At 68.4% G+C, this 13,103-nt stretch carries 9 protein-coding genes; all 9 read right to left on the minus strand.

What is annotated here, in order from left to right; translation table 11 throughout:
• A partial coding sequence (pyk, locus tag P2P98_RS01045) for a pyruvate kinase (protein ID WP_275796343.1) occupies positions 1 to 1,432 on the minus strand: 1,432 nt, incomplete at its 3' end.
• Between the two features lie 54 nt (positions 1,433 to 1,486).
• Entirely contained in the window at positions 1,487 to 2,953 is a 1,467-nt protein-coding gene (locus P2P98_RS01050; protein WP_275796344.1) for a glutamate synthase subunit beta, read from the minus strand.
• A complete protein-coding gene (gltB, locus tag P2P98_RS01055) occupies positions 2,946 to 7,523 on the minus strand; it encodes a glutamate synthase large subunit (RefSeq protein WP_275796346.1) in 4,578 nt (1,525 codons plus the stop codon). Before gltB ends, P2P98_RS01050 begins: the two co-directional genes overlap by 8 nt.
• A 52-nt stretch (positions 7,524 to 7,575) precedes the next feature.
• Entirely contained in the window at positions 7,576 to 8,580 is a 1,005-nt protein-coding gene (lgt, locus tag P2P98_RS01060; protein WP_058597759.1) for a prolipoprotein diacylglyceryl transferase, read from the minus strand.
• A gap of 10 nt (positions 8,581 to 8,590) precedes the next feature.
• On the minus strand, positions 8,591 to 9,382 hold the full coding sequence (gene trpA, locus P2P98_RS01065) for a tryptophan synthase subunit alpha (RefSeq protein WP_058627681.1): 792 nt from the start codon (positions 9,380 to 9,382) through the stop codon (positions 8,591 to 8,593).
• Positions 9,379 to 10,710, minus strand: a complete 1,332-nt coding sequence (gene trpB / locus P2P98_RS01070; protein ID WP_275796351.1) for a tryptophan synthase subunit beta — start codon at positions 10,708 to 10,710, stop codon at positions 9,379 to 9,381. Before trpB ends, trpA begins: the two co-directional genes overlap by 4 nt.
• Positions 10,707 to 11,483, minus strand: a complete 777-nt coding sequence (gene trpC / locus P2P98_RS01075; protein WP_275796353.1) for an indole-3-glycerol phosphate synthase TrpC — start codon at positions 11,481 to 11,483, stop codon at positions 10,707 to 10,709. The genes trpB and trpC overlap by 4 nt, the downstream gene beginning before the upstream one ends.
• A gap of 2 nt (positions 11,484 to 11,485) precedes the next feature.
• Positions 11,486 to 11,716, minus strand: a complete 231-nt coding sequence (locus P2P98_RS01080) for a DUF6704 family protein (RefSeq protein ID WP_013586640.1) — start codon at positions 11,714 to 11,716, stop codon at positions 11,486 to 11,488.
• Positions 11,717 to 11,823: 107 nt separating this feature from the next.
• Positions 11,824 to 13,103 (minus strand): cutinase family protein (locus P2P98_RS01085; RefSeq protein WP_275796356.1); only part of this gene is annotated, 1,280 nt, incomplete at its 5' end.

Consider the following 13,103-nt stretch of genomic DNA (forward strand, 5'->3'; position numbering starts at 1 on the left):
AGCCGGGGGCTGCACCGTGGACGGCGTCGCCCACGCGGTGCACGCGCAGGTCGTTCGTCGAACCGGCGATTCCGGGAGGGGACCCGGAGATGACCACGACCTTGTCACCGACCTTCGCGAGGTCGTTCGACAGCAGGTAGTCGTCGACCTGAAGGAACATCTTGTCGGTGTGCGGGACGTGCTCGACCAGCGTCGAGCGGACACCCCAGGTGAGGGCGAGACGACGACGGATGCCGGGCTCGGGCGTGAACGCGAGCATCGGGATCGTCGAACGCAGACGCGACATGCGGCGCGCGGAGTCGCCCGACTCGGTGAACACGCAGAGGTACTTCGCCTCGACGAAGTCGGCGACCTCGACCGCGGCCAGCGTGATGGCGCCACCCTGGGTGCGAGGCTTGTTGGTCAGCGGCGCGATGCGCTCGAGACCGTGCTCCTCGGTCGAGGCGACGATGCGGGCCATGGTCTCGACGACCACGACCGGGTAGTCGCCGACGCTGGTCTCGCCCGAGAGCATGACCGCGTCCGCGCCGTCGAGGACGGCGTTGGCGACGTCGGAGGTCTCGGCGCGCGTGGGCACCGGGCTGCTGATCATCGACTCGAGCATCTGCGTCGCGACGATGACGGGCTTCGCCATGCGGCGCGCGAGCTCGACGGCGCGCTTCTGCACGATCGGCACGGCCTCCAGCGGCAGCTCGACACCGAGGTCGCCACGGGCGACCATGATGCCGTCGAACGCGTCGATGATCTCTTCGAGGTTGTCGACCGCCTGCGGCTTCTCGATCTTGGCGATGACGGGGACGTAGCGTCCCTCCTCGGCCATGATCTCGTGCACGCGCTCGATGTCTTTGGCATCCCGAACGAACGAGAGAGCGATGAGATCGGCGCCGGCCTTGAGGCCCCAGCGCAGATCGGCCTCGTCCTTCTCGCTCAGCGCGGGGACGTTGACGGCGACGCCGGGCAGGTTGATGCCCTTGTTGTTCGACACCGGGCCGCCGACGACGACCTCGGTGGTCACGACAGTGCCGTCGGTCTCGACGACGCGGACGCGGACCTTGCCGTCGTCGATGAGCAGGAAGTCACCGGGCTTGACGTCCTGGGGCAGGCCCTTGAACGTCGTGCCCACGATCTCCTTCGTGCCGAGGATGTCTTCGATCGTGATCTTGAAGATGTCGCCCGGGGCGAGCTCGTGCGGGCCGTTCTCGAACTTGCCGAGACGGATCTTGGGACCCTGGAGGTCGACGAGGGCCGCAACCGGGCGGCCGGCGTCCTCTGCCGCCTTGCGCACGTTGGCGAAGTTGGCGTCGTGCACGGAGTAGTCTCCGTGGCTCAGGTTGAGGCGGGCGACGTCCACCCCGGCGTCGATGATGGCGCGAACCATCTCATACGACGACGTGGCGGGCCCGAGTGTTGCGACGATCTTGGCGCGTCTCATCCGTTTTCAAGCTCCGTGAGGATTCGGGAAGTGGCCGGATCGGCCCTTGCCAGCTTAGGCGGGCAGCAGGCCGATGGCGACATCGGTCGGGCGCACCGGCGCGGGGAGCACCGTTTCGCCCATGAGGTAGGTGTCGACCTCGGCGGCGGCCGCGCGGCCCTCGGCGATGGCCCACACGATGAGCGACTGCCCACGACCGGCATCGCCGGCGACGAAAACGCCCGGCGTCGACGTGGCGTAGGTCGCGTCGCGCTCGACGTTGCCGCGGTTCGTGAAGCGCGTGCCGAGCTGGTCGCCCAGGTGCTCGCGCTCGGGACCGGTGAAGCCCATCGCGATCAGCACCAGGTCGGCCGGGATCTCGCGCTCGGTGCCGCTCTTGGGCACACGGCGGCCGTCTACGTACTCGGTCTCGGCCACGCGCAGAGCACGCACCTCGCCCGCGGCGTTGCCGAGGAACTCCACCGTCGAGGCGAGGAACGTGCGCTCCCCGCCCTCTTCGTGAGCGGATGCCATCTCGAACAGGTTCGGCATCATCGGCCACGGCTGCTCGGCCGGGCGCTCCGACGGCGGCTGCTTGCCGATCGCGAGGTTCGTCACGCTCAGCGCGCCCTGGCGGTGCGCCGTGCCGATGCAGTCCGCGCCGGTGTCGCCGCCGCCGATGACGACGACGTGCTTGCCCTCGGCCGAGATCTGCTGGGGAACCTGGTCGCCCGCGACCGCCTTGTTGCCCTCGACGAGGTACTCCATGGCGAAGTGGACGCCGTCGAGGTCGCGCCCCGGGATGGGCAGGTCGCGCGGCACCGTCGAGCCCGTGGCGACGACGACCGCGTCGTAACGCGCCCGGAGGTCGCTCCACGAGATGTCCTTGCCGATCTCGACACCCGCGCGGAAGCGCGTGCCCTCGGCCTGCATCTGGCGAAGACGCAGCTCGAGGTGGCGCTTCTCCATCTTGAAGTCCGGGATGCCGTACCGCAGGAGGCCGCCGATCCGGTCGTCGCGCTCGTAGACGGCGACCGTGTGCCCCGCGCGCGTCAGCTGCTGGGCCGCGGCCAGGCCGGCGGGGCCGGAGCCGACCACGGCCACCGTCTTGCCCGTCAGGCGCTCCGGCGGCTCGGGCTCGACCCAGCCGTTGCCGAACGCCTCGTCGATGATCGAGACCTCGACCTGCTTGATCGTGACCGCGGGCTGGTTGATGCCCAGCACGCACGAGCTCTCGCACGGGGCGGGGCAGAGCCGACCCGTGAACTCCGGGAAGTTGTTGGTCGCGTGCAGGCGCTCGATCGCGGCGCGGCCCTCGCCGCGCCACGTGAGGTCGTTCCACTCGGGGATCAGGTTGCCGAGCGGGCACCCCTTGTGGCAGAACGGGATGCCGCAGTCCATGCAGCGACCGGCCTGGCGCTTGATGACGGCCGAATCGCCCGGCTCGTACACCTCTTTCCAGTCCATGATGCGCACGGGTACGGGCCGGCGCTTGGGGAGCTCGCGCTCCGTGACCTTGAGAAAGCCCTTCGGGTCAGCCACCCGTCACCTCCAGAATGCGTGTCCAGACGACGTCGCCGTCGGGGTCGAGCCCCTCGGCCACCGCCTCCTGGCGGGTCTGCAGGACCGCGGCGTAGTCGCGCGGCAGAACCCGGACGAAATTGTGCACCTCGGCCTCGAAGTCGTCGAGCAGACGACGGGCCAACGTGGAATCGGTCTCCGCGACGTGCTTCTCGAGCAGGTCGCGGAGGATCTCGGCATCCCCGGATCCGAGTTCACCGAGAACGAGCTCACCGGATGCCAGGGCCTCGCGGTTCACCAGGTCGGGGTCGAGCCGGTAGACGTACGCCTGACCACCGGACATGCCCGCGCCGAGGTTACGGCCCGTGGCGCCGAGGATCACGGCCAGACCACCGGTCATGTACTCGAGCGCGTGGTCTCCGACGCCCTCGACGACCGCGGTCGCGCCCGAGTTGCGGACGAGGAACCGCTCACCCACGACACCGTTCAGGAACATCTGACCCTGGGTGGCGCCGTAGCCGATGACGTTTCCGGCGATGACGTTCTCGGACGCCGGGAACGTCGAGCCGCGGTGCGGACGCACGACGATCGTGCCCCCCGACAGGCCCTTGCCGACGTAGTCGTTCGAGTCGCCCTCGAGCCGCAGCGTGATGCCGGCGGGCATGAAGGCGCCGAACGACTGCCCGGCCGAGCCGGTCAGACGGACGTCGATCGAGCCTTCGGGCAGTCCGTGCTCGCCGTGCGCCTTGGTGACGTGGTGGCCGAGCATCGTCCCCACCGCGCGAGCGGTGTTGCGGATGGGCAGGTCGATCGTGATCCGACCGCCGCGGGCGATGACGTCCTGAGCGCGCTCGATGAGCTGCACGTCGAAGTGGTCCTCGAGCTCGTGGTCCTGGTTGCGACCGTGGCGACGAGGCTCGTCGTCGGCGAAGCGCGGTCCCTCGAGGATCGGCGCGAGGTTGAGACCGCGCGCCTTCCAGTGCTCGACCGCACCGTTGACGTCGAGGAGCTCCGCGTGGCCGACGATCTCGTCGATCGAGCGGTACCCGAGCGCGGCGAGGTACTCGCGCACCTCCTGGGCGATGAACTCCATGAAGTTGACGATGTACTCGGCCTTGCCCGTGAAGCGGGAGCGCAGGACGGGGTTCTGCGTCGCGACGCCGACCGGGCAGGTGTCGAGGTGGCAGACGCGCATCATGATGCAGCCCGACACCACGAGCGGGGCGGTGGCGAAGCCGAACTCCTCGGCACCGAGCAGCGCGCCGATGATGACGTCGCGGCCCGTCTTCATCTGACCGTCGACCTGCACCACGACGCGGTCGCGCATGCCGTTGAGCATGAGCGTCTGCTGCGTCTCGGCAAGCCCGAGCTCCCAGGGGGTACCCGCGTGCTTGAGCGAGTTCATCGGGCTCGCGCCCGTGCCGCCGTCCTGACCCGAGACCAGGATGACGTCGCTCAGCGCCTTCGCGACACCCGCCGCGACCGCGCCGATGCCCGACTGGCTCACCAGCTTGGTGTGGATGCGTGCCTTCGGGTTCGCGCGCTTCAGGTCGAAGATGAGCTGCTTGAGGTCTTCGATCGAGTAGATGTCGTGGTGCGGAGGGGGCGAGATGAGCCCGACGCCCGCCGTCGCGTGGCGCGTGCGCGCCACCCACGGGTACACCTTGGTCGGCGGCAGCTGACCGCCCTCGCCGGGCTTGGCGCCCTGCGCGAGCTTGATCTGGATGTCATCGGCCTCGGTGAGGTAGAGGCTCGTCACCCCGAAGCGACCGGATGCCACCTGCTTGATGGCACTGCGACGCGTGGGGTCGAGCAGACGGTCGACGTCTTCTCCGCCCTCGCCCGTGTTCGACTTGCCGCCGATCTGGTTCATCGCGACGGCGAGGACCTCGTGCGCCTCTTTCGAGATCGAGCCGTAGCTCATTGCCCCGGTCGAGAAACGCTTGACGATCGCCGACACGGGCTCGACCTCGTCGATCGGCACCGGCGGGCGGACCCCGGTCCGCAGCTCGAAGAGACCGCGGAGGGTCTTGAGCTCGTGCGCCTGGTCGTCGATGAGCTTCGTGTACTCGCGGAAGATGTCGTACCGGCGCTCACGGGTGGCGTGCTGCAGACGGAACACCGTGTCGGGGTTGAACAGGTGCGGAGCACCGTCGCGACGCCACTGGTACTCACCGCCGGTCCACAGGCGCTCGTGCGCCCGGGCCGCGGCGTCCTCGGGGTAGGCGTACTCGTGACGCGCCGCGTTCTCAGCAGCGATGACGTCGAGGCCGACGCCGCCGAGCTTCGACTCGGTGCCGGTGAAGTACGCGTCGACGAACTCGCGCGACAGTCCCACCGCTTCGAACACCTGCGCGCCCGCGTACGACGACACCGTCGAGATGCCCATCTTCGACATGATCTTCAGCACGCCCTTGCCGAGCGCGTAGATCAGGTTCTTGACGGCCTTCTCGGGCGTGATGCCGGTGATGAAGCCCGCGCGAACGAGGTACTCGACGGTCTCCATCGCCAGGTACGGGTTGACCGCCGAGGCGCCGTAGCCGATCAGGGTCGCCACGTGGTGCACTTCGCGCACGTCACCGGCCTCGACCACGAGCCCGACCTTCATGCGGGTCTCTTTGCGGATGAGGTGGTGGTGCACGGCCGCGAGCATGAGCAGCGACGGGATGGGCGCGAGGTCCTTGTTCGAGTCGCGGTCGCTGAGCACGATGAACTCGGCGCCGTCCTCGATGGCCTGGTCGACCTCGGTGCACATCTGCGTGAGCCGCTTCTGCAGCCCCTTGTGCCCCGCCTCGACGCGGTAAAGACCGCGGATGGTCACCGACGATCGACCCGGCAGCGCCGTGTCGATGTGCTGGATCTTCGCGAGCTCGTCGTTGTCGATGACCGGGAAGTCGAGGGTCACCGTGCGGGTGTGCTCGGGCCCCCAGTCGAGGAGGTTGCGCTCGGGACCGAGCCCCAGCGACAGCGAGGTGACGACCTCTTCGCGGATCGAGTCGAGCGGTGGGTTGGTCACCTGCGCGAACTGCTGGGTGAAGTAGTCGAACAGCAGGCGCGGGCGGTCGCTGAGCACGGCGACAGGCGCGTCGCTCCCCATGGCGCCGAGCGGCTCGGCGCCGCCCTGACCCATCGGTGTCAGCAGCAGACGGACTTCTTCTTCGGTGTATCCGAAGGTGCGCTGTCGACGGGTGATGGATGCGATCGGGTGAACGATGTGCTCGCGCTCGGGCAGCTCGCTGAGCTTGACGCGACCCGCGTCCACCCACTCCTGCCAGGGCTCGAGAGCGGCGAGGTTCGCCTTGATCTCTTCGTCTTCGACGATGCGGCGCTCGGCCGTGTCGACGAGGAACATCCGACCGGGCTGCAGGCGGCCGCGGCGCTTGATGCGCTCGGGAGCGAAGTCGAGCACACCGGTCTCGGAGCCGATCACGACGAGCCCGTCGGTGGTCTCGGTCCAGCGCCCCGGGCGCAGGCCGTTGCGGTCGAGCGTGGCGCCGACGAGCGTGCCGTCGGTGAAGATGAGCGCTGCGGGGCCGTCCCACGGCTCCATCTGCATCGAGTGGTAGTCGTAGAAGGCACGGAGATCGGGATCGATCGTCGCCTGCTTCTCGTACGCCTCGGGAACCATCATCATGATGGCGTGCGGGAGGCTGCGACCGGTGAGGGTCAGCAGCTCGAGGACCTCGTCGAAGGAGGCCGAGTCGCTCGCGCCCTCGGTGCAGATGGGCAGGAGAGGCCGCACGTCGCCGATCAGCTCGGACTCGAGCTGCGACTGGCGCGCGCGCATCCAGTTGCGGTTGCCCTTGACGGTGTTGATCTCGCCGTTGTGCGCGAGCATGCGCAAGGGCTGCGCGAGCGGCCACGACGGGAAGGTGTTCGTCGAGTAGCGGGAGTGCACCACCGCGAGCTCGGACGCGAAGCGCTCGTCCTGCAGGTCGGGGTAGAACGGCTCGAGCTGGAGCGTCGTGACCATGCCCTTGTACCCGAGCGTGCGGCTGGACAGCGACACGAAATAGGCGTCGAGCTCGTGACGGGCGCGCTTGCGCAGGCGGTACACGCGACGATCGAGCGCGATGCCCGAGAGAGCGGGCTGGTCGCCCGCGGCCGGCCGCGAGACGAACAGCTGCTCGAAAGCGGGGCGCGCCTCGAAGGCGAGCTTGCCCAGGTTGTCGGGCTCCGTGGGCACCTCGCGCCAGCCGAGCACCTCGAGGTTCTCGTGACGGGCGATCTCTTCGATCCCCGACTTCATCGCGGCGCGCTCGTCGTGCCCGAGGGGAAGGAAGATCATTCCGGCGGCGTACTCCCCCACCGGCGGCAGGTCGAAGTCGACGACCTCGCGCAGGAAGGCATCCGGCATCTGCGTGAGGATGCCCGCGCCGTCGCCGGTGCCGGCGTCGGACCCGATGGCACCGCGGTGCTCGAGGTTGCGCAGAGCGGTCAGGGCCAGGTCGACGATGTCGTGTCCGGCCTCGCCGCGGAGAGTCGCGACCATGGCCAGGCCACAGGCGTCTTTCTCGAACGACGGGTCGTACATTCCCTGTCGGGCCGGGAACGAGCCTCCGACGGTGTCGGAACGCAGGCTGGAAGCCATATCAACCGTCCTCACGTTGATGCTTCGAATGGGACGACGTCGGCCCAGAGTGTTAGTTCGTGGCGGGGCTGCTTGTGGCGCTGGTGCCGACGGTGTCGCTCGTCGCGGGCGGCTCGCTCACGTCGACGAAGTCAGAGGGGTCGGTTGAGTCTACAGCCCCCGGAGCCTTGGATTCGCGCCCGGGTACGTAGGGCGAGGGTTCGAGGCCGTGGTGGCGGCGCGACTGGACGATGAAGATCACCAGACCGAGCACCACACCGAAGATCGCCGCCCACACGTTCGTGCGCAGACCGAGGATGATGTCGCTGGGGTCGACGCGGATCGACTCCCAGACGATGCGGCCCGCGCTGTACCACATGAGGTAGATCGCGAACTGCTTGCCCCACTGCAGGGTGAAGCGCTTGCCGACGTACAGGATGACGGCCGCGCCGAGGAGGTTCCAGATGACCTCGTACAGGAACGTGGGGTGGAACAGCGTGCCGGCCGGCAGGCCGACGGGGATCGCCGGGTTGCCCGGGGCGATCTCGAGGCCCCACGGGAGGTCGGTGGGCTGACCGAAGAGCTCCTGGTTGAACCAGTTGCCGAAGCGGCCCATCGCCTGCGCGATGATGAGGCCCGGGGCGAGGGCGTCGGCGAACGTCCAGAAGCGGATACCGCTCCACTTGCACCCGAGGATCGCGCCGATGGCGCCGCCGATGAGCGCGCCGTAGATGGCGATCCCGCCCTCCCAGATGGCCCAGACGGAGCCGGGCTGGGTGATGTTCCACGGGTTGGAGCCGGGGCCGAAGTAGAAGCCGGCGTGCGTGGCGACGTGGTAGATACGCGCGACGATGATGGCGAGCGGCACCGCCAGGAGGCAGATGTCGATGACGACCCACTTCTCCGCGCCGCGCCGCGTCAGCCGTGCGTTCGTGAGAAGCAGGGCGACGATGATGCCCGCGACGATGCACAGGGCATAGAAGTGGATGCGGAACGGACCGAGATCGACGTAGGAGATCGTCGGGCTCGGAATGCTGGCGAGCACGCCGGAGGCGGCGCTCGAGAGGGCGAACGTCATGCGAAAGAGTCTAGGCGCGCCGCGCGGTGCCCGCGGACAGCTCGCGTGCGAGGGTGGACAGACCCTCGACACCGCCGTCACGGAGCGCCTTCACCAGGGCGGTTCCGACGATCGCGCCGTCGGCGTACTCGACCACCCCGGCCACCTGAGCGGCATTGGAGATGCCGATACCGACACACGCGTGATCGGCGCCGTGCGCCCGCAGTCGTTCGACGAGTCGTCGGGCGGCGGCATCCAGTTCGGCCCGCTCCCCGGTGATCCCCATCGTCGAAACGGTGTAGACGAAACCCGTCGACGCCTCGACGATCATGCGGAGGCGTTCGTCGGTCGAGGTGGGGGCGGCGAGGAACACCCGGTCGAGGCCGGTTCGCTCGCTCGTGGCGATCCACGCGGCGGCGGCGTCGGGCGTGATGTCGGGGGTGATGAGCCCCGCTCCCCCGGCGGCGACGAGCTCGTCGGCGTAGCGGTCGACGCCGTACTGCTCGACGAGGTTCCAGTACGTCATGACCAGGATCGGGACATCGGTGCGTGCCGTGACCTCGCGGATGATCGTGAAGAGATCGCGCATGCGGAAGCCGTTGGCGAGGGCCGTCTGGGTCGCCTCCTGGATCACCAGACCGTCCATGACCGGGTCACTGTACGGAGGGCCGAGTTCGATGACGTCGGCGCCGGCCTCGGCCAGGGCGACGATGGCCTCGATGCTCGTGGCGACGTCGGGGAAGCCGGCGGGCAGATAGGCGACGAACGCGCCGCGACCGTCGGTGTGGGCGGCTTCGATCGCCGCGGACACGCGCGAGGTCACAGCTCCACCCCTGCGCCACTCGCGGCATCCGGGGCCGGCGTCACATCGATCGGTGAACCGGCGGCGGATGCCACGGTCTCGGCGCCGGCGGTCTGCGCCGGGCGACCCTCGGGCGGAGGTGCGTGCTCGGCATCGTAGAGGTCGAAGTAGCGCGCGGCGGTGTCCATGTCTTTGTCGCCTCGACCGGAGAGGTTCACCGCGATGACGGCATCCGGACCCAGTTCGCGACCGACGCGCAGGGCTCCGGCCAGGGCGTGGGCCGACTCGATCGCGGGGATGATGCCCTCGGTGCGCGAGAGCAGACGCAGGGCTTGCATGGCCTCGTCGTCGGTCGCGGGGATGTAGTGCGCGCGGCCGATGTCTGCCAGCCAGGCGTGTTCGGGACCCACGCCGGGGTAGTCGAGGCCCGCCGAGATCGAGTGCGACTCGGTGGTCTGGCCGTCTTCATCCTGCAGCACGTACGTGCGGGCGCCGTGCAGGACGCCGGGACGACCCCGCTCGATGGATGCCGCGTGCTTGGGGGTGTCGACACCGTCGCCGGCTGCCTCGACGCCGTACAGCGCGACGCCCTCGTCGTCGAGGAACGCGTCGAACATGCCGATCGCGTTGGATCCGCCGCCGACGCAGGCGAAGACGGCGTCGGGGAGACGTCCGATGCGCTCGAGGAACTCGGCGCGGGTCTCTTCGCCGATGATCTTCTGGAAGTCGCGGACCATCGCCGGGAAGGGGTGGGGTCCCGCGGCGGTGCCGAAGATGTAGTTGGTCGTCTCAACCGAGGCGACCCAATCGCGGTAGGCCTCGTTGATCGCGTCTTTCAGCGTGCGCGAGCCGGTCGTGACGGGCACGACCTCGGCGCCGAGCAGACGCATGCGCGCGACGTTGAGAGCCTGCCGCTCGGTGTCGACCTCGCCCATGTAGACGACGCAGTCGAGACCGAAGAGGGCGGCGGCCGTCGCGGTGGCGACGCCGTGCTGGCCGGCACCCGTCTCGGCGATCACGCGCGTCTTGCCCAGGCGCTTGGTGAGCAGCGCCTGTCCGAGCACGTTGTTGATCTTGTGCGAGCCGGTGTGGTTCAGGTCTTCGCGCTTGAGGAAGACGCGCGCGCCACCCGCGTGCTCGGCGAAGCGGGGCACTTCGGTGAGGGCCGACGGGCGCCCGGCGTAATCGTGCAGCAGGGCCCGCAGTTCGGCGTGGAACTCGGGGTCGGCCATCGCCGATTCGTAGACCGCGGTCAGCTCGTCGATCGCGGCGATGAGCGACTCGGGCATGTACCGGCCGCCGAAGTCACCGAAGAACGGCCCCTTCTGGTCGCGCAGGCTGGTGGTCATGACGTCTCCTGGAGGAACGCGCGGAGCGTGGCGACGGGGTCGCCCGTGACGAGGGCTTCGCCCACGAGCACGACATCGGCGCCCGCGGCGCGGTAGTGGGCCACGTCGGCGGGTGCGAGCACCGCCGACTCGGCGATCTTGACGGCGTCGGCCGGGAAGCGGTCGGCGAGGGAGCCGAACAGATCGCGATCGAGCTCGAAGGTCGACAGGTTGCGGGCGTTGACGCCGATGAGCTTCGCGCCCAGGTCGACGGCGCGGTCGAGCTCTTCCGCCGAGTGCGTCTCGACGAGCGCCGTCATGCCGAGATCGGTCACGAGGCCGTAGAGCTCGGTGAGCGTCTTCTGGTCGAGAGCGGCGACGATCAGGAGTGCGAGGTCCGCGCCCGAGGCACGGGCTTCCAGCACCTGGTACGGCGTGGCGATGAAGTCCTTGCGCAGCACGGGGACGCTGACAGCCGCCCGGACGGCCTCGAGGTCGGCGAGGCTGCCCTTGAACTTGCGTCCCTCGGTGAGCACGGAGATCGCGGACGCGCCGCCCTCTTCGTACAGGCGTGCCTGACGAGCGGGGTCGGGGATCGACGCGAGGTCGCCTCGCGACGGGCTCGCGCGCTTGACCTCGGCGATGATCTTGACCCGGTCGGCGGGCGCGAGCATCGCCAGAGCGTCTCGCGCGGGGGTCTGCGCGAGAGCGTCGCGCTCGACCTCGGCGAGGGAACGCGTCTCGGCGCGCTTCTCTGCGTCTTCTACCGCCCCGGCCGTGAGATCGGCCAGCACGGTCAGTGGGCCTTCGGGCTGGTCTTCGAGCCGTTCGCGCCGTATCCGGCCTTGCCCATGGCCCATCCGACGATCGCGCCGACGACGAGCAGACCCACCGAGGCCCACACGAGCACGGGCATGTCGAGCCAGAAGAACAGCGTTCCGAGCGTGAACGCGAGCAGCATGATGATCACGGCCGTCCAGGCTGCGGGCGAGTGTCCGTGGCCGGGATCACCGATGGGGTTGCTCATGGGGCTCCTTACAGTCGCGCGCGGGCGCAGGGGAAAGCGTCAGGCCAGTCTATCGAACGAGAGGGTGCGGGCCGGCGTGGGCGGCTCGACAATAGGGCTGTCCTGGATCAGAACGCACTTTCGGCGACGCTCTGACCAAATGGACGGAGCGTCGAGGGCCCGTAGCCGCCATGAATGCCAGCCATCTGGGCGAACTGAGAGCGAACTTCGTTGGGGTAGTCCCACAACCACGGGCTTCGTGAACCCCCCGCAACGTAGGGCGCGCAAAGGAGATCACCGTCGGTGCAGTAGGCGTACGTGCGACTCGACAACTCCGATGGGTACGAGCGGGCATCCTGCATCGGATAGTCCCCGTAGAACGCCTCGTCCCAGAGGTTCCTTGCGGCGGAGAACTCGAACAGTGACGCTACGAGACCACGCTTGCCGCTACCAGTGCCGTCGATCATGTAGGTGCCAGGTTGTTGCAGCGGGTCTGACAGCAGGACGACGGCGGCCACGTCGTCGAGCGGCTCTCCATCGAGCACTGCCTCAGAGAGCATGATGTGTGCGGCCATCGCTCCCTGCGAGTAACCCGAGATGATGAACTTGCTCTGCTCGTCGCTGCACTCCTCGCGCATCGCATCGTACGTCTCGCGAAGGGCGTCGGTACCGCTCCGAATGCTAGACATGTATTCCAACAACTTCGCGGGCTTGGGCTTGAGGAGGTTGAATGCCTCGCCCAGAAGACTGACGTCGGATGCCGGGTAGACGATGGGGACGATCAGTGTGCTGTTCTTGTACTCGTCACTGAGGTGGTTCAACAGGCCGCTATCGGCGTCGCCGACGAGCCACTCCTCTCCGCTACGTGTCTCTTGACCGGTCAAGACTTGCTGCATCTTCGCTCCCACACCTCGTTGTGCGTAGGTGGATTCAACAGTCGTCTGGAATGTTTGGACATCGTAGAGGTCGGGGTCCGACGCCACGTTCCACGGACCCTTCGGGACTTCACCGGATCCGCGCGCCACCAGGACGATGAGGTCAGCACATGTGCTCGGCGCAGCGGCCACTGGAACTACGGGTGGTGTCGGCGGTGCGACGTACCCGACCCACGGGACGACGTCGACGTTGCCCTCGATGGGAACGGACTTCCCGAACGGCTCAGGCCCGTCGTCGGTTCCCCAAGAGACGTTTCGTGCGATCACCCGTCCGCCGTCGGTCGCTTCCACACCCGCTTCGCACCCCTGGATACTGCCAGTGATCGATACGGTCCCGGACTGCGCTGAGATGCACTGATACGCCTTCTCGAGACGTGACGAAGAGAGATCGACCGTGCCCGTCGACAAGATCGCGGTCGAGGCGTAGGTCACTGTCAGATTCGAGCCAGACAGCACACCGCCGTCCCCGATGG

It is taken from the genome of Microbacterium sp. Kw_RZR3 (assembly GCF_029222405.1).
Lineage (GTDB): Bacteria > Actinomycetota > Actinomycetes > Actinomycetales > Microbacteriaceae > Microbacterium.